General features: G+C 37.6%; 20 protein-coding genes, 1 tRNA gene and 2 pseudogenes. 9 read left to right on the top strand and 14 right to left on the bottom strand.

Translation table 11 applies throughout. From position 1 onward, the window contains the following. The first annotated feature begins 81 nt into the window (after window positions 1–81). Both BTO21_RS03825 and BTO21_RS03820 read left to right on the top strand, forming a co-directional pair. Window positions 82–158, top strand: a tRNA-Val gene (locus BTO21_RS03825). Between the two features lie 143 nt (window positions 159–301). Next, entirely contained in the window at window positions 302–646 is a 345-nt protein-coding gene (locus BTO21_RS03820; protein WP_065195323.1) for a hypothetical protein, read from the top strand. Window positions 647–721: 75 nt separating this feature from the next. On the opposite strand, the gene BTO21_RS03815 is transcribed toward BTO21_RS03820, so the two are convergent. The 4 genes from BTO21_RS03815 to BTO21_RS03800 form a co-directional block, all read right to left on the bottom strand. After that, the gene (locus BTO21_RS03815; RefSeq protein WP_045026422.1) at window positions 722–3,811 is read right to left on the bottom strand and encodes an efflux RND transporter permease subunit; all 3,090 of its coding nucleotides are present in this window, start codon (window positions 3,809–3,811) and stop codon (window positions 722–724) included. Then, window positions 3,798–4,964, bottom strand: coding sequence for an efflux RND transporter periplasmic adaptor subunit (locus tag BTO21_RS03810; RefSeq protein ID WP_045026423.1), 1,167 nt, complete (start codon window positions 4,962–4,964; stop codon window positions 3,798–3,800). Before BTO21_RS03810 ends, BTO21_RS03815 begins: the two co-directional genes overlap by 14 nt. 207 nt (window positions 4,965–5,171) lie before the next feature. Further along, on the bottom strand, window positions 5,172–8,429 hold the full coding sequence (locus BTO21_RS03805; protein WP_045026425.1) for a M66 family metalloprotease: 3,258 nt from the start codon (window positions 8,427–8,429) through the stop codon (window positions 5,172–5,174). A 166-nt stretch (window positions 8,430–8,595) separates the two neighbouring features. Beyond that, window positions 8,596–9,657, bottom strand: coding sequence for an FAD:protein FMN transferase (locus tag BTO21_RS03800; RefSeq protein WP_045026426.1), 1,062 nt, complete (start codon window positions 9,655–9,657; stop codon window positions 8,596–8,598). A 244-nt stretch (window positions 9,658–9,901) separates the two neighbouring features. Here BTO21_RS03800 and BTO21_RS03795 point away from each other — a divergent pair, with 244 nt between their 5' ends. Continuing rightward, window positions 9,902–11,479 carry an alkaline phosphatase gene (locus tag BTO21_RS03795; protein ID WP_105026689.1) on the top strand — a complete coding sequence of 526 codons (1,578 nt, stop codon included), beginning with the start codon at window positions 9,902–9,904 and terminating at the stop codon, window positions 11,477–11,479. 90 nt (window positions 11,480–11,569) lie between these two features. On the opposite strand, the gene BTO21_RS03790 is transcribed toward BTO21_RS03795, so the two are convergent. The 3 genes from BTO21_RS03790 to BTO21_RS03780 are packed head-to-tail and all read right to left on the bottom strand — an operon-like array spanning window position 11,570 to window position 14,557. After that, window positions 11,570–12,679 carry an ABC transporter permease gene (locus BTO21_RS03790; RefSeq protein WP_045026430.1) on the bottom strand — a complete coding sequence of 370 codons (1,110 nt, stop codon included), beginning with the start codon at window positions 12,677–12,679 and terminating at the stop codon, window positions 11,570–11,572. Continuing rightward, entirely contained in the window at window positions 12,676–13,602 is a 927-nt protein-coding gene (locus tag BTO21_RS03785; RefSeq protein WP_045026431.1) for an ABC transporter ATP-binding protein, read from the bottom strand. The genes BTO21_RS03790 and BTO21_RS03785 overlap by 4 nt, the downstream gene beginning before the upstream one ends. Continuing rightward, a complete protein-coding gene (locus BTO21_RS03780) occupies window positions 13,592–14,557 on the bottom strand; it encodes an HlyD family secretion protein (RefSeq protein ID WP_052672574.1) in 966 nt (321 codons plus the stop codon). Before BTO21_RS03780 ends, BTO21_RS03785 begins: the two co-directional genes overlap by 11 nt. 602 nt (window positions 14,558–15,159) lie before the next feature. On the opposite strand from BTO21_RS03780, the gene BTO21_RS03775 reads away from it, so the two are divergent. Further along, window positions 15,160–16,560 carry an APC family permease gene (locus tag BTO21_RS03775; protein WP_045026435.1) on the top strand — a complete coding sequence of 467 codons (1,401 nt, stop codon included), beginning with the start codon at window positions 15,160–15,162 and terminating at the stop codon, window positions 16,558–16,560. Window positions 16,561–16,638: 78 nt separating this feature from the next. Here BTO21_RS03775 and BTO21_RS20440 read toward each other — a convergent pair. The 3 genes and pseudogenes from BTO21_RS20440 to BTO21_RS03765 all read right to left on the bottom strand — a co-directional run. Then, window positions 16,639–16,740, bottom strand: a pseudogene (locus BTO21_RS20440) (hypothetical protein); the annotation flags it as partial. Between the two features lie 160 nt (window positions 16,741–16,900). Then, window positions 16,901–18,190: an L-cysteine desulfidase family protein gene (locus BTO21_RS03770; RefSeq protein WP_045026437.1), complete on the bottom strand. Its 1,290-nt coding sequence runs from the start codon at window positions 18,188–18,190 to the stop codon at window positions 16,901–16,903. A 51-nt stretch (window positions 18,191–18,241) separates the two neighbouring features. Beyond that, entirely contained in the window at window positions 18,242–18,622 is a 381-nt protein-coding gene (locus BTO21_RS03765) for a RidA family protein (RefSeq protein ID WP_045026439.1), read from the bottom strand. Between the two features lie 326 nt (window positions 18,623–18,948). On the opposite strand from BTO21_RS03765, the gene BTO21_RS03760 reads away from it, so the two are divergent. Both BTO21_RS03760 and BTO21_RS03755 read left to right on the top strand, forming a co-directional pair. Then, a complete protein-coding gene (locus BTO21_RS03760) occupies window positions 18,949–19,737 on the top strand; it encodes an AzlC family ABC transporter permease (protein ID WP_045026440.1) in 789 nt (262 codons plus the stop codon). A gap of 14 nt (window positions 19,738–19,751) precedes the next feature. Further along, window positions 19,752–20,132, top strand: coding sequence for an AzlD domain-containing protein (locus BTO21_RS03755; RefSeq protein ID WP_045026442.1), 381 nt, complete (start codon window positions 19,752–19,754; stop codon window positions 20,130–20,132). A 58-nt stretch (window positions 20,133–20,190) separates the two neighbouring features. Here BTO21_RS03755 and BTO21_RS03750 read toward each other — a convergent pair whose 3' ends face one another. The 3 genes from BTO21_RS03750 to BTO21_RS03740 all read right to left on the bottom strand — a co-directional run bounded on the left by BTO21_RS03750 (window position 20,191) and on the right by BTO21_RS03740 (window position 21,689). Then, window positions 20,191–20,583, bottom strand: coding sequence for a YgiW/YdeI family stress tolerance OB fold protein (locus BTO21_RS03750; RefSeq protein WP_045026444.1), 393 nt, complete (start codon window positions 20,581–20,583; stop codon window positions 20,191–20,193). An 89-nt stretch (window positions 20,584–20,672) separates the two neighbouring features. Continuing rightward, window positions 20,673–21,308 carry an AcfA family outer membrane beta-barrel protein gene (locus BTO21_RS03745; RefSeq protein WP_045026445.1) on the bottom strand — a complete coding sequence of 212 codons (636 nt, stop codon included), beginning with the start codon at window positions 21,306–21,308 and terminating at the stop codon, window positions 20,673–20,675. 156 nt (window positions 21,309–21,464) lie between these two features. After that, window positions 21,465–21,689, bottom strand: a complete 225-nt coding sequence (locus tag BTO21_RS03740) for a 4Fe-4S dicluster domain-containing protein (RefSeq protein ID WP_338091006.1) — start codon at window positions 21,687–21,689, stop codon at window positions 21,465–21,467. 28 nt (window positions 21,690–21,717) lie between these two features. Between BTO21_RS03740 and BTO21_RS20215 the strand changes: the two are divergent. Both BTO21_RS20215 and BTO21_RS03730 read left to right on the top strand, forming a co-directional pair. Then, window positions 21,718–21,813 (top strand): annotated as a pseudogene (locus BTO21_RS20215) (4Fe-4S dicluster domain-containing protein); the annotation flags it as partial. Beyond that, window positions 21,801–22,577, top strand: coding sequence for a dimethyl sulfoxide reductase anchor subunit family protein (locus tag BTO21_RS03730; protein ID WP_052672576.1), 777 nt, complete (start codon window positions 21,801–21,803; stop codon window positions 22,575–22,577). The pseudogene BTO21_RS20215 and the gene BTO21_RS03730, both read left to right, overlap by 13 nt. A 116-nt stretch (window positions 22,578–22,693) precedes the next feature. Here the strand turns inward: BTO21_RS03730 and BTO21_RS03725 are convergent, their stop codons facing one another. Beyond that, window positions 22,694–23,122 carry a lysozyme inhibitor LprI family protein gene (locus BTO21_RS03725; protein ID WP_045026448.1) on the bottom strand — a complete coding sequence of 143 codons (429 nt, stop codon included), beginning with the start codon at window positions 23,120–23,122 and terminating at the stop codon, window positions 22,694–22,696. Between the two features lie 274 nt (window positions 23,123–23,396). Between BTO21_RS03725 and BTO21_RS03720 the strand changes: the two genes are divergently transcribed. Further along, window positions 23,397–24,701, top strand: coding sequence for a hemolysin family protein (locus tag BTO21_RS03720; protein WP_045026450.1), 1,305 nt, complete (start codon window positions 23,397–23,399; stop codon window positions 24,699–24,701). The last annotated feature ends 2 nt before the right edge of the window (window positions 24,702–24,703 follow it).

Genomic DNA, 24,703 nt, shown 5'->3' with positions numbered 1-24,703 from the left:
CAAGGTGTCACTGGTTCGAGTCCAGTAGCGAGCACCATTTTAAAATAAATGGCTTAACGGCGATTTATAACAGTACAATTTGCTCGCTTAGCTCAGTTGGTTAGAGTACTTGCATGACATGCAAGGTGTCACTGGTTCGAGTCCAGTAGCGAGCACCATCTTTTAGATACAACCAAGCCTGCTTTTTAGCAGGCTTTTTTGTGTCTGGATCATAACAATTGCAATCAATAACACTGGTTAGCGACAACCGATTGGTAATTAGGTAATATTTATATCAATTATAATAATTGACGATATAACAATGAAAATTACTGTTGATGGTGGCTCGTTTAAAGTATCAATTGATACTGAATTTGAAGGCTTACTCACTGAAGCTACTGCGGTTTTTGATGAAACCTTAGTGCAAGCTAAATCAAACGATAAAGCTATTTTACGCTTTCTACAAATCATCCTTGAACACCGCGATAGCAATGATGCGATTGGCTATGCTGTACTCGGTTTACTTGGCTGGTATAACGCTGCCATTAATCCAGTAACAGACAAAGACATTGAATTAAACTTACCTAAAATCATTCCGCATTTGCTCAATCCAAGTGGTGATACTAACGCCACCAGCGACAATGACGCGACGACATTCAAACATTAATTTACGTTTAAATGTATAACAAAGTCAAAAAGCCACTCATCAAGAGTGGCTTATATAGTGAGATTCGGTTATTGATTAAGATTTTTTATGTACAAACCATAACCGTTTCCAATAGACACCTAGATTCCACTGTCTTATTTTCGCCATTACAACATAAGCAATAGGTACAACAAATAACGAGAACACAGTACCAAGGATTAACCCCCCCACTAACACCAAACCAATATTAATTCGCCCGATAGAGCCAGGGCCAACAGCAAAGGCTAATGGCAATGAACCAATAATCATAGTCAACGAAGTCATCAATATTGGCCTTAAACGTGATTGAGCACTAACAAGTGCAGCATCATATGCATTTAGCCCATGATCCCGTTGCTGTTTATTAGCAAAATCAACCAATAGAATACCGTGTTTAGTTACAAGCCCAACCAATGTTAACAATCCAATTTTAGAGTAAATATTAAGACTCTGACCAAAGGCCGTTAAGGTTAATAATGCCCCGACTAAACACAAGGGCACTGTAAGCATAATAATTAACGGTTCAAAGAAACTTTCAAACTGCACCGCTAAAATTAAAAATACAAAAATCAATGCCATCGCAAACATCAATATCATCCCATGCGAAGAATCTTGTAGATCTTTTACTACGCCATTAAATTGATACTGCTGTCCTTTTTGTAATAAATTGGGAACATGATGATTCACAAATTGCTGCACATCACTGGCACTGTAACCGGGCATTAAATCCGCCGTAATTTCTGCACTATCAAGTCCCATAAAGGTTTTAATATGAGATTCTGCTGTCACTTGCTTAATCGTCACAAACTGCGATAACGGTAACGCTTTTCCTGTTTTTGATACGACATATAACTTATTTAATATCTTAAAATCACCCAGCGATTGTTTATTTACTTGCACTTGAATTGGATAAGTATAACCATCGGCCATTTTTAAATCTGCCGCTTTCACTGATCCTAAAAACGTCGATACAGCACTGGTTACATCAGTATAATCAACATCTGATAACACCACTGCATTTTGATCAATTTTCAAATCAAACCGCAATAAATCACGATGGGTTGAATTACTGACATTTGAAACACCCGCATAATTACTGAGTGCTTTCTCAACCTTCGCTGCTGTATCACTTAATGCTAGGGTGTTTTTATTCAGCGTTGTTAATTCAAGCACTAATCCGGCAGGTAAATTTAAATTGTCCGCTGAACGGACAGACATTGATATACCATAAGCCGACACCGTTGATTTTGCTTTCTGCATTAAACGGCTAATAATTTGCTCAATATTTTGTTTACGCTCATTCCATGGCATTAATATCAAATGATTTTCTGGGGTTGATTCAATATAAGCCATATTTGCCGCAATAGCAGGATCACCATTAAAAACACTATTTAACTGGGCATTATTTTGAAGATGATAAGGTCGCCCTACCCCTGATGGTGATTTAGTCGATACTGAAATAAAGCCAGTATCTTCAATTGGTAATAACGTTTTAGGCATCCACCATACTGCAACCGTTGACGCACTAATAAGTAATATCGCGATAACAACTAACCACTTTTTCTTGATAAAAACAAACTTCAACAATTGTAAGTATTTAGCTGTTAACTGATCAACTTTACCCTCGACCCACACAAACCAAGCGGGTGGATGAGCGACTGGCTTTAATAGATAAGCACTCATCATTGGCGACAATGTTAGCGCTATAACACCTGAAATGAGAACGGCGGCTGCAAGCGTAAAAGCAAATTGATGAAATAAATCTGCAGTTAATCCTGACATAAAACCAATGGGACAATAAACCGTTGCTAGAGTTAATGTCATTGCAATAACAGGGGCGACAATTTCTTTACTGCTTTCTATGGCAGCCTCTAAGGGTTGTTTCCCTTGCTCTATATGCCGAAAACAGTTTTCAACCACCACGATAGCATCATCAACGACCAAACCGATGGCAAGAATTATCGCCAGAATCGTTAATACATTAATACTAAAGCCTAACGCCGCCATTACTGCGAATACACCAATAATACACACAGGGATAGTAATCAACGGAATAAGCGCAAATCGTATGGAGCCTAAAAACAGTACAACCACCGCTGCAACTAATACAATTGCTTCAATTAAGGTTTTAAAGCCTTCATCAATCGATGCCTTAATAAAATCTGCTTGGTTATAAACCATTTTCATTTCAATGGAACTAGGGATATTCATCGATGCCATTGCCGCTTTAACGCGCTGAGCGACCACAACGGGGTTCTCACTTTTAAGCGGTAACGTCTGAATCGACATCCCTAATTGACCATTAATATGTAATATTGAAGGCGTTAAACTCGCATCATCTTTAACAACATTCGCAACATCACCAACACGAACAATATTGCCATTATCATATCGAATCACTAAATTACGCACATCATCAACACTGCTCACTGAACTCACAGGGTTAATCGAGAAATCACGAACTTGACCTTGAATCGTTCCAGCGGTGAAAGTGGCATTATATTTACTTAATGTACTCACCACATTGGTTGCTGTAATACCAAGTGCCATCATCTTTTCAGGATCAAGCCAAACATGAATCGCTTGACTACTACCACCATAGGGTCCCCAAACACCGCCAACTCCCGGTATATGACTAAACTGAGGAATAAGTTGTTGGCTAATAAGCTCATACATTTGCTGCTTGGTTATCTTTCCTTTTGCAACAAAGGTAATAATATTACTTGGCAGCGCATTTTCTGAAGAGTCATCAGTCACGGTAGGTTTATCAACCATACTTGGTGGAAAGTTATTAATTGATTCAACTTTACTGCGCAAGTTATTCATCAAGCTGGCATATTTCACATCAGATACATTATCTTTAAAAAAGACTTTTAATGAACATGTTCCTTGTTGGCAGTCAGTGTTCATATTTTTAACAGATTCAAGCCCCGTCGCTGCAGAAATAAGTTTATCGGCGACGTTATCAGACATAAATTCAGCACTTGCACCTGAAATATGCGCGGTAACCGTTGCATTCGGAGCACGGTGATCTGGAAAATATTGCACCGGTAAGGTTTGTAATGCTACTGCGCCCAACAGCACAATCGCAATGCTTAGCACACATGAATAAATCGGATGTTTAATACAAATCTCAGGCAGTTTCATGCTGAGCTCCTTGATTTGAGCTCTCTGTTACTTTTTGCATCGGTTTATTTGAGGACGAAGATAGTTGTGGCGCTTTTTTCACTGAGGATAACGGTAAAGCGGGGGCTGTAGATGTTTGAAGCTTAACCAAAGAGTCTGGTTTCAAGTTTTGCTGACCTGCAACGACTACTTTATCATTAACATCAACACCTTGTTTAATTACCACATAACCATCATTGGTGTTATCACCAAGAACAACAGGCTGTTGTTTGACCCCTTTACTACCATCATAAAGCCACACATAACGCTTATCACCATCAACAATGACTGCGGTTTGAGACACAATGGGGTAAGTGATATTTTTAGCCGAATGCTGTGTTACTTTAGCAAACATACCTGGAATGAGTAATTTATCGGTATTTTTGATATTAGCTTGAACATCAATACGGCCTGATTGTGAGTCCACTTCTGGAGCAATGTAATTAACCACACCGGTGAAACGTTTATTTTTATAAGCATCAACAGAAATAGTGACCTGCTGATTAGATGCTGCTTGTGCTAATTCTTGTTGGCTGATCGAATACGCAACTTTCACGGGATCATTTTTAATTAACGACACTACAACATCATCAGCACTAATACGGCTACCGATAGAATATTTGAAATTAGTCAAACGACCATTAAACGGGGCTATTAATTGATAATTAAGTAAATCATCTTTTTTTTGTTGCACATCCACTTGTACTAAGTGTGTTTGTAATTTCTGATTCTCAATATCTTGCTTTGATATTGCATCTGGCTGTTTTTGGATTAACGCTAACATGCGATGTAATTTAGAACGTTCAATTGCATATTGTGTTTCAGATTTTTGCAGTTCTGCTTTGGGTTGCGTACTATCAAGTTTCGCTATAACCTCTCCTTTATGGACATAAGCACCATCAGAAAAACATTTTGTTATTAATTTTTCGGATGCGCTAAACGTTAACGCTGTAGAATCCACTGCGGTTATTTTACCGACTTCCTGAAAGTCTTGGTTGAAGGTTCTATTTTTTATGTTTTGAATTTTAATTGGAATTGATAACGTTGTAGCGGGTTCATTCGCCAACGAAGATAATGTTGTAAACATCATTGGGAAAGCCAATATACCGATTAAAATTCTTCTCTTATACTCCATAATAGTACTCTACTTCATATAAATTATACCCCTACAGTATCAACATTAGCTCATTGTTCGTTAAAATAGTGTCAACATATAAAAGCTATTTATACCTAGCATAACAAATAGCTTCCTTATAAATGCATTTGCTTATCCTAAAAATACTATAAAAAAAGCGATGAACACTCACCGCTTTCACTTGTTTATTAAAAAACATTTAATCGGTTATAGCTGAACCCAAGCTTCTGACCAATAGTAACTATCGCCAGGCGCATAAGCTAAGTTATTACACCATCCAGTTGCTGGCCATGGCTTACATTGATAAATATTGCCATCAATTGCAGTTACTTTATCTCCTGCTTTATAATTTCCATTAACTTGATAAGTTGGATACTCTCCCTCAACTGGCGGTGTGATCTCTGGTTTTGGAATAGAACAACCACTATCTGCAATTTGTTTCCAAACCCCCCATTCGCCAGTAGTACTTGGTTCTTCGGCTTGGGTCCACCAGCCAGCTTGCCATAATGCACCTTTATGCGATACCTGATCACCAGCAATATAAGTTGCCGTTGCTAACCATAGATTGTCACATACTGGTTCACCTTCAACGGTTACCGTACGTGTCGCAGTTACAATATGACTCGCACTATCCACTATCTGGTAAGTCAATACATAACTACCAGTAATATCGGTATTTACGCTACCTGCAATTTGAATATTAGCCGTTAAATCACCATCTTCAGCATCCATAGCCTGCACACCGATACGCGGATCAAACACTTCACCTAAAGTAATCGTACTATCATTAATACCCGAAAAAGTCGGTTTTTCACTAAACACTTCAACCTGTCTAACCGTAACCGTTTCTGATGCTGCACTATCATAAGCTTTATAAGTTAATGAGTAGTAGCCTGCAGTAGTATTATCAACAGTACCATCAACGACAATTGAGGCACTTACATCACCATCGTAATCATCAATAGCCGACACACCAGCCATTACATCAAAATGCTGATCTTGCTGAATCACTACATCAGTTGCACCATAAATAGTCGGAGCTTCCCCAGCTTCCGTCGTTGTAATCTGAGCCTTTAAAGTGACACTAGCAGGCTCGATCGTTAAACTATCAAGTTGTTCATTACCACAACGTACTTCCGCTTGATAAGGTTGTAAGGCCGTTTCAATATTAATATGGAAACGATTCATCATTCCTGCTTGTAAACGACGATTATGTAGATTAAAAGTTTTGGTACCACCATTATGAGTAAACACATCTAATTGACACGAAGAATCTGTAAAACCATCAGCATATACAGAACCATAAGCACCATGTAAGGCAGGATAAATATAGCTTGGAAGCGTCTTATCAGGATCGTAATAACCGACTAGTGTTGTTACAGGAATACCTTGTTTATAAGGTGTTAACTCAATTGATTGATTTAAAATATCGCTATCAACACTTTGCCACTGGCCATTAATAAACTTAAACGCATATTTATTGCTATGATTTAACGCTATTGTCGTTTGATTATAATGAATATACGCAGTCCAACCAGCCCATGACTCAAAGCTAATGATTTTACCTTCTAGACTATCATCGGTTGGTAAATAAAAATCACGCGCCCAATTACCATCACCAAGACTCAGTTTAACTGCATCCGCTTGTGCGAGTAACGTCTGGAATTTATCACTCTGTTCACCAAATTGATTTAGGCTATCATTATCACTTACGTACTTAATAACAAAGGCCAAATCATCAGCAGCACTATTTGTCCATGGCTGCATTTGCTGTAACTCGTGGTTCCATTTACTGAAACCTGTTAGCGATAAAGCATCAAAGTTGGCTTTATTTTCTAGAAAATCTTGGAAAATACTTAATTCATAAGGAGTATGAAGTGTGTAAGCATTATATTTTGCATGTTGTGGCCAACCACCAGACATAGTACCAAACCCGAAACTATGACCAGCAAATGGCTGAGCACATTCACCCTCATAACATGATGTTTGGTTATTAATCCCTTTACTAAAGTTAGGAATAAAGAGATTTTTATGCACATCCCATCCCCAAGTTGAGTTTTTATTTATTGAGCTATTATGGACAGCGCCTTTAAAGCCACCAGGGTAATGATTACCAACACCAAACTCATGACCGACTTCGTGACTAAATTCATTCCCTGTTGAACTAACAACAGAAGCAACACCGCGATAAGATCCCAATAAACCGTGGTTAATCAAACCACTACTATAATTACCACGAGAGTTATTTACAGTAACTTGTGCTGCATGATAAACCGCATCAATATTCCACTGACTTTGTGGTCTAACACTAGAAGAGTTAACGCCATAGTTCGCACTATTAATACCAGAAGAAATTAATTCACGTGCAATACGGTAATGCGAGTCACTACCATAAGCATCAGCTGTACTTGGATCGACATCTACTAACAAGCGACCATCAGGTAGCATGATTTCTGTTAGGTGAACAGCTTGATAAGGGTTAACTGTCAGCTTACTAATTTGAGTATTTTGAAAATATTGGCGTTGAAGTTCATGATCTTTAATAAAGACAAACTCATCTCTTGGTGGTGTTAATAGACCAATATCGACTGCGTTTAAAATTAAATGCGTATACGCACCAACACTAATTTCATTGACTAGGCCTTCTTTACCACTTTCACTCACAAATGATAATTGTAATCCGGGTAACACGGCTTCTGCGGGTAAAATAGCTGAATAAGCTTTGTCACTATAAGCGATACGGTTAATATCCTGATCTGCTTTTGCATACCAAATACCATCTATATTTTTATAAGTTAGCTCATTACCATTACTAATAGTATCTGTACCTTGAGAGTACGTAATCGTAGAGTTATAACCAGCCCAAGAGGTAAATGTTACCGTTTTATTATTAAAAGCAGGATCATCAGCTAGAATAAAGTGTTGCGCCCAACTGCCATCACTCGTCGTTACATTAATGGTATCATGCTCAAGCAATAATGCTTTAAAGGCTGCTTTACCTTGTTCACCTTGAATGGCGTGTAGTGATCCATTACCAGAAACAGTATGAGAAAATACGTCCGGTTTGGTAATGTTTAATTGCTGATCTATTTGCCCAACAATCTTTGGTAAGTTCTGTGGCAATTGCATCAATACTTGATGAACCACTTTCCCGCGTGTATTTTTCGCGATTAATGTAATAGATTCATCACTGATAATCTCGCCAACACTTGGTTCAAACAATACCAATGCTTTTCGTAATGAGACTAAATGTGGTTGGCGATCATCTGCAATTTTATTTACAGATTGCATAATTACACTTTGTGCGACACTAACATTACCGGGTAAAGTACCTTGGGTATCAGACGGTAACTCTTTCTGATTAAAATAGATTTTCCCTGTCGTAACCTCATTTGCTATGGTGATATTACCGTAAACTGACATCATCAGCACCGGGAAAATACTCGCTAAATATTTTACTTTCATTATTGCTACACTTATTTATATATAATTTAAAATAATATAATCTATAAGCATTGATCATACGAAAGCATTAATTAACTTATATTGTAACCAAATGTAATTATGGGCAGATGGCTATAAATAGAATATACCTCGCCATAATTATAACGAGGTATTAATAACTATCTAACTAGCTTAACGTAATACGCTTATAATTTTTCAATGTATCACTTTCAGAACTTTTAAACGTTTTACCTTCACTCTGAATAAAGTACACCGGTAAATTCTGCTCATTCGCGACAATTTTACCTTCCACCGGCCCTAAACATAGCATCGAGGTTGCCCAAGCATCACTAACAATTGGATTATGACCAAATACAGACGCTGACACTAAATCATGAGTAACAGGTGCGCCCGTTCTAGTATCTAAAATATGAGAATAGTCTTTTGCGCCGTCTTTAAAATTATGGTGATAAGTGCCAGAGGTATTTAATGACACGCCATCTTCCGCATTAATATTAACAATCGTATAAGGTCGAATGCCGTCTTTTAACGCGATAGGTTGTTCAATGGCAACTCGCCACTTTTGTCCTTCTAGTTTGCGGCCTTTAATTTTCATATCGCCGCCAAACTCAACCAAATAATTATTAACGCCATCAGTTTCTAAAATTTTACTTAACTGACTAATCGCATACCCTTCCCCCATTGAGGATAAATCAAGTTGTAACTGAGGAATGGTTTTTCTGATCCGTAAATTCACTGGATCAATTTCAATCTTATCTATCCCAATATCTTTTTTAATCGCCGCTATTTGTTGTGCTGATGGCACATTGAGCGTCTCGCCTTGAAATCCCCACAATTTATACAAAGGTTGAATCGTTGGATCGTAACAACCGTGGCTATCTTTATTTAATTTTTTCGCAAGCGACAGCATATAAATGAAATCTTTAGAGGCTGGTTGCCATGCCGTTGATGTGCTGTGATTAAATTGAGAAATATACGAGTCATTACGATAAGTTGAATATTCTTTATCAATCGCCGCCAGCTTTTTATTAAACTGCTCTGTTACCTTCGCAACAGGTACATCCTGCTTTGACCAATATGTCACGTGATAAGTCGTACCTTCTGCAAAACCAGAAATCTTGTTTAATTTTGGAGCCTGACTACAACCAGATAACAGCACTATAGCTGATAATGATAACGCAGTAACATAGCTTCGCTTTGACAACAACTTTGACGAATGAGTGAACATAAAACGGCCTTACCTCTCTAAATAATGGCCGAAGTCTAACAATTGCAACCAATCAATACCAGAAAGATACCGCTAGAGAATACCTTGTTCTGTTATGGCTTTTTTATCCAATAGAATAATCAGCTGTTTTCTTCTATCTTTAAAACGTCTTAAAACCATCTTATTTCTGTTACTAAACTGTCATTTTTTTGTCATTAACCCCTGTTGTAATTGCTGAAAATTACTTTCATAGCAAAGGTTAAATGTGACTATGTTAATTAAATCTCTAGCAACAATCATGATTTCAGCAACACTTTCATCAACAGCACAATCTGCTGAAATTAAAAATGTCATTTTAATGATTGGTGATGGTATGGGACCACAACAAGTCGGCTTATTAGAAAGCTATGCCAACCTTGCTCCTAATTCTATTTATAATGGCAACAAAACAGCGTTATACAAATTGGCACAGCAAGGCGTCATTGGTGCGTCACTAACCCATCCTAACGATGCTATTGTGGTTGACTCAGCTTGCTCTGCAACGATGTTAGCGACAGGAATTATGACGGGGTCAGAAGTGATCGGCATCGATGCTGATGGTAATAGTGTTGAAACAGTATTAGAAAAAGCAAAACGTATGGGTAAAGCCACAGGGCTAGTCTCAGATACCCGTATGACTCATGCCACCCCTGCCGCTTTTGCCTCTCATCAGCCTCATCGTTCACTTGAAAATGAAATTGCTTCTGATTTATTAGCCGCTAATGTTGATGTTATGCTTTCGGGAGGATTCGGTTATTGGATCCCACAATCCGCTGATAAGACAACTGCTATCTCAGAGCAATTACCTTCATTATCAGCGACAAAAATGTCTTTAAAATCAAAGCGAAAAGATGAACGTAATTTACTCTTAGAAGCCCAACAACAAGGCTATACGCTAGCATTTAACAAAGGCATGCTGCAACAATCACAAACGGATAAGTTATTAGGCTTATTTGCCAATTCAGGAATGAATGATGGTATTCAAAACAGTGCCAGTCTCAATGATCCTCAACGTACTCAACCAACATTAAAAGAAATGACAGATAAAGCCCTTAATATTCTATCTAAAGATAAAGATGGCTTTTTCTTAATGGTGGAAGGTGGTCAAATTGATTGGGCAGGACACAGTAATGATGCGGGCACCATGCTCCATGAAATGATTAAATTTGATCAAGCTATTGAATCCGTTTATCAGTGGGCACAGGGGCGTGATGATACGTTAATTATTGTTACTGCAGATCATGAAACAGGATCATTTGGTTTTAGTTATTCAGGTTCTCAATTACCACAACCACAACAACGCAGTGGTGATGCTTTTAAAAATCAAGATTATGCGCCTAATTTTAATTTTGGTGCGTTTACCATATTGGATAACCTTTATAAGCAAAAAATGAGTTATACCAATATGTTAGCGACATTAATTCAATTAAATAAAGACCAACAAACACCACAAAATTTAGCGAATATCATTAATAAAAACAGTGAATTTCCAATTACAGAAGCACAAGCTGCTGCAATATTAAAAGATAAAGTAAATCCTTATCACAAAGATAATCACAGCTATCTATCAGCAACAGATATTCCTGCAATTCACGATTTTGATGCTTTTTATCCTTATAACGATCGCGCTAATCTGATTGCTCGTGCTCAAGCAACCCAACAAAATATTGTTTGGGGTACAGGTACTCACACCCATACTCCTGTTAATGTGTTTGCATGGGGGCCAGCAGCAACTATTTTACCGGTTTCTAAAATCATGCATCACTCACAATTAGGTGAATTTATTAAAAGCCAAGTTAAGTAATATTTTCATTATCACTAAATCACCTCAATGGCCTTGAATCTATCACTGTCATTGAGGTGTTTTTTATTGATAAGATATCTTTTGTAATGATTAATCTAATGTTTTCTTAAATCGTATTGACGCAACAATTAAACCAATAATGGTAAATATAATTAACCATAAGGTATCACGCCACAAATCGACTAAATCCGCCCCTCGCAGCACAATGCCACGAATAATACGTATAAAATGGGTTGTCGGTAATACTTCTGCAATCCACTGTGCGATAACAGGCATACCTTCATAAGGGAACATAAACCCTGACAGTAAAATTGATGGTAACAAAATAAAGATGGTCATTTGCATTGCTTGTAATTGCGTGGTTGCTTTGGTTGAAATCACTAAACCTAACGTTAAGCTCGCCAAAATAAACACCAATGTTCCAAGAAATATTTGTACCAATGAACCATTAATTGGCACATCAAAAATCACGTATCCCAACCCTAGAATAATGATGGATTGAATCACACCAATAAAAATATACGGAATGATTTTGGCAAGCATCAACTCTAATGGCTGAATAGGCGTTGTGATTAATAACTCTAAATTACCTTGCTCACGTTCACGCACAATGGCTACCGAGGTAAATAAAATCATTGTCATGGTTAATATCACACCTAGTAACCCTGGAATAATATTAATTGCAGAACGGCGCTCTGGATTAAAATACAACGTCACTTCAAAATTATTGGGTTGAACTTTACGTTGTGGAATAACTTCTGTTAGCGGCATTTTTTGTAATTGCATAATCGTCGAGCTGATCAATGCATCGGATCCATCAACCAACCATTGCCCTAATACTTGCTGCTTCGCTATTCGTCGTTGAAAGTCAGGCGGAAGCACTAATACTGCTTTCACTTTACCGTTCATAATAGCTTGTTGCCCTTGCTGAGGAGTCGCATAACTGGCTATAACATCAACCACTTGGGTTGCTTTAATTGATTCCACTAGCATACGCCCAGCAGCAGAATGACTCTGATCAACAATGGCAGTAGGAACATTACGCACATTAGTATTAATCGCATAGCCAAACAATAATAATTGAATTAACGGGATCATTACGATCATACCAAAGGTAATACGATCCCGACTAAGTTGGCGTAACTCTTTAATAACAATTGCATTGATCCGCAACAGGCTAGACCATAATCGAGTGATCATTGCCGCCTCTCCCCTGTACAAGTCACAAAAACATCTTCAAGGCTTGGACGACTAATTGTTATTATCGCAGTTGCTAATATTGGTATTTTAGCTTGTAACCAACCGACAGGATCATCAATCTCTTTTGACACGAGTACCCGTAATCTCACTCCAAGTTGAGCGGCAGATCGCACTTGAGGTAATTGTATAATTTGAGCTTTCAATTGACGTAATTGCTGTGTTTCTATTTCGACAACTGTAACCGCCATTGCCATCATAAGTGCATTTGGTGTGCCGTTAGCCCGTACTACACCCGCTTCCATAATGGCTAACTCATGGCAACGTTCTGCTTCATCCATATAATGGGTCGTAACTAAAATCGTGGTGCCTTGATCGGACAAATCAAAGAGCTGTTCCCAAAACTCACGTCTATTTTCAGGATCGACGGCAGATGTAGGCTCATCAAGTAGCAATAAATCGGGTTGATGAATCGTTGCCGCCGCTAATGCCAACCGCTGTCGTTGACCACCACTTAATTCACCAGCTCGTCGTTTAGCCCGTTGATCAAGCACATAAGTGATTAATTGTTGTTGAACCCGTTGTTGTCGTTGTGCTCTTGGGATACCAAAAATCTGCCCCATAAATTCAAGGTTTTCTTGAATGGTCAGATCTTGATATAACGAAAATTTTTGGGTCATATAGCCAATACGTAAGCGTAATTGTTCGGCTTGATGTGGAATATCTAATCCAAGCACATTCACAGTGCCAGTGGTTGGAGTTAATAATCCCGTTAGCATTCTTAATGTGGTCGATTTACCGCAACCATTTGGGCCTAAAAAACCATAAATCGTTCCTTTTGGCACCACTAAATTAAGATTATCGACCGCAATAAAATCCCCAAACTTACGGCTAAGGTTGGTTGCAATAATCGCATTATCGCTCATGTGGCATCTCCACTTGCACTGGAACCCCAGCTGGCAAATCACGGCCATTTTCAGGAAAATCGACTTTGGCCAAATACACTAAACGTGCCTTATCACTACCATTAAGGGTGTAATAAGGCGTAAAAGAAGGCGTAGTTGCTATCCAACGTACTGTGCCTTGATAAGATTGTTCAATGCCATCAGCATGTATGATTAATCTATTGCCTGCTTTTATATTGACACGATAAGGCTCTGGTACATAAATACGCGCATAAGGAATGGTGTGAGTGGTAATAACCGCAATTGTTGCATTAACAGCTACTCTATCACCTACATGATATGGCAGACTTTCAACAATACCGTTACGGGTTGCAATTATTGTATAATCTTGCAAAATTTGTTGTTGTAACGTTACATCAGTAATAGCAGCCACTAACGCTGCTTGAGCTTGTTTAATATCTTCAATACGCTCACCACTGACTATTTTTTTCAAACCATTAATAGCTGTTTGTAGTTCAGCTTGTGCAATATCACGTTGCGTTTGTGCACTATCTCGCTCAGCCGTTGACACCACCTTTTTAGCAAATAACTGTTTTATTCGTTGGTTGTCATCATTTTTATCTGTGAAATTAGCCTGATATTGTTCAACATTTGCCTCAGCAGCAGCAATATCTTCAGGACGTGCGCCATTGGTTAAACGAAGTAAATAGGCTTGGGCTTGTTGTTGTATTGCTTGTGCTTTAGCAACCCGTGTTTGTTGTTGCTGCGATTGCAGGATTGCGACTACTTCACCTTTTTTAATGGTGCTACCTTCTGCGATAGGTTGCGAGGTGATAATTTCATTCACCGTTGCTGTGAGGGTTATTTGATCACGCTCAATCGTACCGAGTGCTAATGTTCCATGCTGATCATTACAGCCAGACAGAATGATGAATAAGGAAATATAAGTACAATAACGAGACAATAAGTGTTTCATAGTCAACTCCATTGAACGCAAATAATATCTATTAAAATAACCTTATAATGGATCTTCTATGGGCAATAACAATCCCCGTGATAACGTTTAAATTACACGAAAATAAACGTATAAAAACGCCTCGGTAGCATTAATACTTGGTCGCCCACTGCATCGTTTATCCATTACGATGCCTATCCATACTCCGTATAATTAATCATTTATTTAATCATATGGCCTGTACTGTTTACTTTGTGAGCAAATAATTACTCAGATAAATAAAAATGATTAATTACTCATTTTACTATGATGATTTAAACAACATGCATTATCAATATTAACCGTTAATACCATATTTAAATTCCATCAAAATAATAACTAAATTCTCTTATAATTCTTTACGTTAAAGTACTGACATTCTCATTTTTAATCAGAAAATATAATAAAAATACCTATCATTTACTATACTGAGTCCTTATTACCATTTTTGATAATAAACATATCATTTTTGCCTATATACCCATATAGGCTACAGGCTCTAAAATGCTGCTCTTTTTCTTTTTGTACACCGCATTGATTGCTGTTTTACAACACATTTTGCGGATTTAACCAGAGGGCCTTTAATGGGCGATATCGCAAAATCTGCTGCAAAGTTAAGCGTTTTCTCGATTATAATGATCACGATAACCTCGGTAGATAGTATCCGTAACTTACCGGGAGCAGCACTCTTTGGTAGCCATGCTATTTCTTTTTTCATGCTGGCGGGTTTATGTTTCTTCGTGCCGACAGCATTAGTCTGTGCAGAAATGAGTACAACTTACCCTAAACAAGGTGGAGTTTACCTTTGGGGTAAAGAAACATTAGGTCATAACTTTGGTTTTGTGACTGTGTGGTATCAATATGCTGAAAATATTGTCTATTATCCACCGCTGATCTCATTTATTGTTGCGACAGGTACTTACCCATTTTTCCCACATCTAGCAGAAAATAATATTTTCATGTTAGTGATGATAAATGTCATCTTTTGGGCGTTAACCTTAGTGAATATCTTTGGCTTACGTCTATCATCACTGATCACTAATGTCTTTGGTATGATTGGTCTTATCTTCCCTATTTTGCTAATTATTGCATTAGGCGGCTATTGGACATATACCAACCCAGCAGCATCACATATATCATTACGTCATGTTTCAGATTGGCTACCCGACTTTTCACAAAGCGGTATTGGTGCAAGTTTTACTGCCGTTGTTTTATCATTAACAGGCATTGAAATTACGACTGCCTACGCAAATGAAGTTAGGAATCCACAAAAAGCTTATCCGAAAGCACTCTTAATTTCGACAATCATGATTTTACTGTCACTGACTGCCTGTTCATTGTCTATCGCAGCAGTAGTTTCACACAATAATTCAAGTTTAAGTGAAGGCATTATTCTGGCATTTAAAACCTTCTTTGAAGATATGAATCTGCCATTCTTACTGCCTGTAATTGCACTTGCTATTGTTTTTGGTAGCCTTGCCAGCTTAAATAATTGGATTATTGCACCAACCAAAAGTTTACACGTTGCTGCTAAAGATAAGTTTCTACCTCTTCGCTTATCAAAAGAAAATCGCAATAAAGCACCAGTACCATTATTACTTCTGCAAGGGGCTATCGTAAGCTTATTATCATTAGTCTTTATATTAGTACCTAACGTCAACCAAGGCATGTGGTTACTGAACATTCTAATGACTCAGCTTTATATGGTGATGTACATCTGTATCTTCATCAGTTTCTTAGCATCACGTCGTAAGCATCACAATATTGAGCGCCCTTTCCGCGTACCAGGTGGAAAAATAGGAATGGTTATTGCTTCAACTCTTGGATTAATTAGTTGTTTTGTCACTATTTTTGTTTCTTTTGATGTTCCATCTAGCATTAACAAAAGTACCGCTGCAATTGCATTAATTTCTGGGTTTATTATCTTTAGCCTACCTGCGATTGCCGCCATTGTTTATCGTAATAAGCAACTCAAATATGCCTAATAGCTAATAGCTAGATAACGATAATAAAAAGCCGCAGCATTCACTATCATGCTGCGGCTTTTTATTATATTCACCCTGTTAATGTAATTCTCCATGTCCATGATGGCGTAATTCACGCAAATATCGATAAACGGTATGTATAGAGATGCTCAACCCTTGAGCTGCAATCTGCGCACTGTCTTTTAAATCGCATGAAGAATATGATAATCACTTGGCGTCAATTTTCTTAATAACATTCATAAGCCTATTTGAAGTGGTTAAGTTATAGATACAAAAAAACCGCCTTCTACTGTCATCTTGTTTATAGATGAATATAGATTAGGCGGTTAAGTCGCAGTAATTATGCTGACATAATTTTAATAATGGTTCTATCGGTATTTGCCATTCCTTCCGTCACCATACGACCAACATTACGGATAGTTGTTTCAACGTCATTAGCAACAATGCCTTGATCATGGGCTTCATGGTTATCAATCGCCATTAATGAGCTCATTACAGCAGAACTGGTTGAACTCTTCACTTTCATTGCGCACGTTGATTTAGCACCATCACAGAACATACCCGTGGTATCACTCAGCGTATTTTGAATTGCAAAACAGATTTTCTCAAATGAGCCACCTTGCAGATATGTCATCGCCATTGATGCAGCTGAACTTGTTACCGCACAACCACAAAATGGTGATAATGGCGGATAAAAAGACTTCATGTAGATTGCACCTAAGTGACTCATGATAAGTGCGCGAGCAAGTTGTTCATCGGTAGAGTGACAATGTTCAGCAAAAACAATTACTGGCATAGATGCACAAATACCTTGGTTACCACTACCATAGTTACTCATCGCAGGTAGTGTTGCTCCACCCATACGCGCATCAGATGCTGCTGCTGAACACATTACAGCACGATTAGCAAGACAAGCTCCTAATACCCCATTTTCGATATTTTTTTGATAGGTGCGACCCACTTGTAGACCGTATTTATTATTCAAACCTTCATTAGAAAGTGCAACCGTGAGTTCACGTGCTTGTAGAATAAATTCAATATCTGCAAAATTGGCTTCTGTTGCAAACTTATAAATACCCGCAATAGAGATATCGATATCATCACATACAGAAGCGGTGGATTTTTGCTGTTGCTCACAGCCGTTTAAAGCTGTCGTATCATAAACAATCTCACCGTTTAGCGTTTTTTTGATAATTTGCGTATGACCACCGCTAATTTCAACCGTTGCGATATTATCGCCCGCTTTCGCTTCTGCATAACAATAAATAAATTCTTCAACATCTTTACGACCTACAGCCACCTTACCGGCATCAATAAGTTGTTGTGCTTTCTCGACATCTTCAGCTGTAATGTTAACTAAAACTTCAAGACCACCTTCAGGGTTACCACCGATAGCACCTACAGCAGAAGCAATTGACAAACCAATCTTACCTGTACCAGGAACAAACACACCCATTGAGTTCTTAAATAAGTTGTCTGAAACCTTAACCGTTAATTCTTCAACCTCTTGACCCAATAATTGAGCAACAACAGCTGAGGCATAGGCTGCTGAGATAGGCTCAGTACAGCCAAATGCTGGTTTAACTACAGTATTAATGATTTTTTTGTATTGCTTCCATTGTGTATTCATATTGATGACCCTTAGTGGTACTAATTATTTTAGTTATTATTTATGAGTAAATTACTTACGGTATGCAATTGCTTCAATTTCAACCAATGCACCCATTGGTAAGTCTTTAACAGCAAAGCAGCTACGTGCTGGACATTCTGTTGTGAAGAATTGTGCATAAACTTCATTAAAAGCAGCAAAATCACTAATATTTGCTAGGTAACATGTGGTTTTAACAACCGTATTCATATCACCGCCACCAGCTTCTATTACGGAACGTAAATTTTCTAGAGATTGACGAGATTGCTCAGCAACACCACCATCAACAATGCCACCTTTCTCTTTACATACAGGTAGTTGACCTGATGTGAAAATCAACTCACCAAATGCATTACCGTGAGAATAAGGACCAATTGCGTCAGGTGCTTTTTTTGAAGTGATTACTTTTGACATGTTTTTTATCTCTTTCTATTTAAAATTCAAATTTAGTTTAACCTTTAAACTTTAAATTATGCAATTTTATTTGCACTTAATATTGAAATAACAGGTTCCACTTTTAAATAAATAGCACTTATTCGTTACCAATCAAGGATTAAGTTATTCTTTTTATTTTAAATAACTAAAGACAGTCACAAAATGGCGTATAACCACTTACAACTCGCGTTGCAAAAACCATTTAAATCAAATATATTTGCACAAAACAAAATGACAAAAAACACCGTAGATTTGTTTTTTGCAATTATTTTTGAATTAGATACACTAATTAAAGTAGGCCGCTCATGAAGAAACAATTAATACAAGCAGGACTAAAAGCTATCTTTCCTCTTTGCGTAGGAGCATTTCCTTTCTCCTTCATTGTGGGCGCTATCAGTATTAATGCCGGTATGTCTATTCTTCAAAGTACACTATGGTCATTAACGGTTTTTGCCGGATCAGCACAAATGGTAGCGCTTGGTTTGGTTCAATCATCAACCGAGATTATTGTTATCTTCGTCACTACGTTTGTTATTAATTTACGCCACATTCTTTATAGCGCTTCATTATCTGAATATGTAAAAGAATACAACATGCCAACACGAATACTGATGTCATATGGTTTAACCGATGAGGTGTATGCCGCAACTATTGGTGAGATGAAATTAGAAAAGCCGGGTCGTCAGTGGTTTTATTTAGCGGCAATGTTTGGTTTTTGGGTTAACTGGGTAGTTGCAGATTTCTGTGGTGCAATGATTGGTTCTTCATTCCCACATATTGCTGATTACGGTTTAGATTTTGCGATGGTTGCAGCCTTTATTGCGATAGTTATTCCACAAGTTAAAAAGCGCGAATGTATTGTTGCCGCTGTTATTGCAACGGTCACTGGTATTTTATTATCAGGCTTACCTTATTCATTAGGACTTGTTATTGCGGCAATTATTGGTGTTTACGCAGGTTATAAAATGGATATATCAACAGAGAAAATGGAAGCAGAAACCAAAGCAGAAGCAAAAAAAGTTATTCTGCAAGAATTAGCTGATGAGCAGCAATACCAACAAACTCTGTCATCAACGACCACTATTAATAAATAACAAGGATCATAACCATGCATACTCACGCACATATTGCCTTAGATAATGATTATGTTCTGTATTTATCATTAGCGATGATTGCCGCAACATTTATTATTCGTTTTGCTGTGATTGGTATGGCAGGTCGATTTAATATGTCAGAGCGATTCAAAAAGACATTACGCTTTGTTCCTGTCACTGTATTACCGGCTATTATTGCTGTTGAAATTTTAGGTAAAGGTTCTAATTTTGCTTTTAATCTTGAGAATCCTAAATTATTAGCTGCTATTGTTTGTACTATAATTAGTTTCCGCTTTGGGCTTATTTGGGTTGTTATTGGTGGATTGATTTCATTAATTTTATTTCAAAATTATCTTGATCCTATCATGCACTTTTTTCACCATCTGATGTGTTAAATAACAAAAAAAGCCTAGTCTAATTAAAGACTAGGCTCTCTATTAAAAATATTATTAATTATTGTGCTAAACGTACATGATCAACATCAATTTGAGTATGGTTAAGCTCTTTATCAATTTCACCTTGAATAGTGATTTTTGTGTTTGGCGTAGCTTGTAGACCGAACCACTTATCATGATCAATTTCAACGGTTATCGTACCGCTACCATCGGTAAACGTATACTGCTCACCACCTAGTGATGATGTAATATAACCCGTTAATGTCACTGGCTTTTCATCACTAAACACACCAGCATCAACAACACCTTTAACCGTATTAATGCCATGTGTAGGACCAGAGAAACCTTGTTGTTGTGATTGAACACCTTGATTAACAACTTGGTTATTAGCAAATGCAGCCGTTGATGTCATTGCCGCTAGTAACGTAACCAGTAAAATTGATTTTTTCATTATTTAATCACTTCTTAATATAAAGCAAATATAGATCATTGAGTAAACGTTAAATATACGTACTCACAAATAATTAGTTTTATTGCGTATTAGAAAAAATAGGTCGTATTAACTGTCACGTTACCGCCATTTGCAGTACTGTCGACATAGTACTCCATTGCCGCACCAATATTGATATTACGGTAAACGTTATAATCAATACCAATACTTGCAATTACACCAAATTCACTCTTATTTTTGCTTTCACCACCTAAGCGTGGCTTATTAAATTCAAGATCATCATTTAATACATTCTCATATTCATCTTGAGACGATGATGAATAATCATATTGTGTATAAGTAATACCAGCGCCTGCTTTTAATTGTACTTTTTCAGTCAGTGCATAAAAATAAACAGGTTTAACAATAAACTGTTTAACATTAATATCAGCTTCCCACTCTCTTTCGTGAGTAAAACTATTTGTGATTGGAAAATGCTGACTGGTTGAGCCTTCTAATTCAAACTGCTTATAACCCAACTCAATACCGATATTATTACTACGATAGCCCACAAAGCCACCAAACGTTGTCGATGAATTACTTGGCGTTACAGTTTTAGCATCGGCAACAAAGTGAGTGCTAAAATCATGGTTAATTGATGCAGCACCAACTTCAAGACCAACATACGGCCCAGCAAATACAGGTGAACATAATAAAGCTAACGGTAATAATAATTTATTGTTCATGGTGTTATAAGCATCCAAAGCTCTTTCGTTGGAGTAACTTTATAACCGCAAGCGTGAAGAGATCGTGAAGAAAGTGATGAACAACAAAAATATATGTAAATAATATAAGAAAAACACCAGCATAAAGAGAGCAACATCACACTTTGATCTCTACATTTACCCTACTAACCCCAATGTCACCGCGCCAATATAACAACTCGCTCGACATAATCCACAGCCATTACAAAGGCGGCTATCTAATTGTGGTTGTTGATTATCATGAATAGTTAATGCTTGTTGTGGGCACTGCTCAACACACGTTTGACATTGTCCTGATACACGATTAAGACAACCAGCGCCAAATACTGGTCGATATTCAGTATCCGCGATTGATGATGACAATGCTTTTGTTGGGCAGATTTGTTGGCACTCACCACAATACAACGAAGCCAAAGGTCATATGACAAAATGTGATGGCTGTTTTGAACGTGTAGAGCAAGGTCTTGATCCTGTTTGTGTGGGATCGTTATTTTACGTAATACCCTAACCACAGAGGTTAGCGATCGCTTGCACAAAGCGATGTTTTTCATTTGGGTATTAATGGGGCTTGGGTTTATGGCATCGACCATGCACCTTGGTAGTCCATTACGGGCGTTTAATGCCTTAAATCAAGTGGGAAGCTCATGGTTATCAAATGAAATCTTCACAGGCAGCCTATTCTTTGCCTTAGGGGGAAGTTATTGGCTATTAGCGCTATTAAAACTAGGACCTGTCGCACTGCGTAAAGTGATCTTAGTGCTGGGCATGCTAGTGGGTATCAGCTTTATCTATTCAATGATCATGGTGTATTTAATTAGTACAGTACCAACATGGGATACCCTGTACACACCGTTAGCATTTGTATTAACGACCTTATTATCAGGATTTATTTTTGGTCATTTATTACTGACGATCGCTAAACACCATGATATAAATATGGATAACGCATTGCCATTAATTGGAGCTATTTTTGCTGCGATCTATGTCGTGGTTGTTATTGCTCAAATTATTGATTTGCATAGCACAGAATCGGCATTAGGCTCAGCAATGGATATCATTCCTAACCTAATGCAATTACAAGTTATACGCATCATATTATTATTTGCTGTTATTATTTGTTGGTTTATTCCTCGTCTAATTAAAGCGCGACCAACTCTGCTCACCATGCTGTTAAGTATGATTTTTATTCTATTCGCTGAACTTATCAGCCGTGGCATTTTTTATGGGCTGCATATGACAGTAGGCGTCTAATCTAGCCTCTGCCATATACGCTATTCGTTAGAGAAAAAGGCCTTCAGCATGCTGTAAGGCCTTTTTTATTGTTTTGCTCCGTCCTGAAAATTTAGGACGTTAAAATAGAAAATCAGTTAGCTAGCATCAACTATTGGCTTAGGCAATACCGCCTCGCTGCTATCCATTGGACGCAGATAGTTTTCCCAAACCGTTAATGTCCGTTGTTGGGTTAATGCAAGTTTACAAGATAATGTCATCACGCCACGAATAGTGCCTTGTTGCCACTGTGTATACACCGCATTACATTCAGCCTGTCTATATTGCAACCATTGCTTTTGTGCTGTTTGTATTGCATCAACAAGCGCTTTATCAGTGCTATTTTGTTGAATACTCTTCGTTAAATAAACCTGTAACTGTTGATCAGCTGCATCAAATTTATCAGCCGCACATTGGTTTATTTCAAGCGTAGAATAAGCATTATCACAATCGATCTTTGTTTCTTGTGACAATGCCATTACTGAACTTGAAACTAATAACCCACTTATTATCCATAATTTTTTCATTTGCATCCTCGCTATTTTATTTTCATTATTATTTGTCTATTTTTAGACTATCTTTTTACTATTAATACGCTAGGTAAAATTAAATCATGTAGCAATACTCAATCATGATACTTTTCAAATTTAATAAATTATTTAACTAAAATGTGGATTTTATCTTTTCACATGCGAGTTATAATGAAGAATGAAGTGGCCTCGTAGGCGATTCACCCTATTTGGCGGACTTATTTTATCGATTCTCATCGTAAATTCGCCTATTGTATTGTTAGGAGTTTTAATGAGTATCGCAGTTCTTATCTTTTTAGTTATTCTAAATGGCTGGTTTGCTATGTCAGAAATAGCGCTAGTCACATCACGAAAAAACCGTCTCCAAGTCCTTGCTGATGATGGTGATCCCGGTGCAATCACCGCCCTGAAATTAGCCAATAAACCCACCACCTTTTTATCTACAATTCAAATTGGTATTACCATTATTGGTATCCTAAACGGTGTTATTGGTGAAGCCGCTTTAGCTGGCCCTATTTCTTCATGGCTAACAAAGTTTGGTGTTCAAGCGCACACGGCATCAGTCTCAGCAACCATTATTGCCGTGGTTATTATCACCTATTTCTCAATTGTTATTGGTGAATTAATACCTAAACGCTATGCACAAGTTAATGCTGAACCTTTAGCCTTACGTGTAGCTCGCCCGATTGCTTTCTTATCTTTATTATCGCGCCCTTTTATTATCTTATTAGCCGGCTCAACAGAATTATTTCTGCGTATCTTTAGCAAAAGTACTAATAATAGTAACCACTTAACAGAAGAAGATATTAAAGCAATTATTAATGAAGGCTCTCAAACGGGTATTATTCACCAACAAGAACATACCATGGTGCGTAATGTTTTCCATTTTGATGATCGTAAAGTTTCATCCATGATGACACCGCGAAATGCCATTAGTTATCTTGATCTTGACCATAGTGTTGAAAGTTATCAGCAAAAATTACTCGCAAGTCCTTTTTCCTGTTTACCCGTTTGTACCCACACTATTGATGACATTAAAGGCACCATAACCGCCAAGCAATTATTACAATTTGAGCTTGATAATAATCAGGACCATCCCAAAGATATTATTGATTATATTACTCAACCTACCTTCATCCCTGAAACATGGACAGGGACTGACCTACTAGATATGTTTCAAGATTCAGGAACAGAAATTGCGTTTGTCGTCGATGAATATGGTGATATTCAAGGTATTGTGACGCCACGAGATGTATTAGAAGCCTTAACCGGTAAATTTAATACGCAAGATCCATCTGATATGTGGTCTCAAAAAATCGATGATAACCATTGGCATCTTGATGGCTTAATTCCCATTACTGTCGTAAAAGATTTATTAGATTTAAAAAAGCTGCCTGATGAAGATCAAAACGGCTATCAAACATTAAATGGCATGTTAATGTGGATCAAAGGTGGATTACCTAAAGATGGTGACATTATTGATTGGCAACATTGGCGTTTTGAGATCCTCGCCATTGAGCACAACCGTATTGAAAAAGTCAATGTCTACCCCCTAACATCATCTAAATCAAAGTAGTA

It is taken from the genome of Photobacterium phosphoreum, from assembly GCF_002954725.1.
Taxonomy (GTDB): domain Bacteria; phylum Pseudomonadota; class Gammaproteobacteria; order Enterobacterales; family Vibrionaceae; genus Photobacterium; species Photobacterium phosphoreum.
This window is presented reverse-complemented; position numbering and strand designations above follow the sequence as displayed.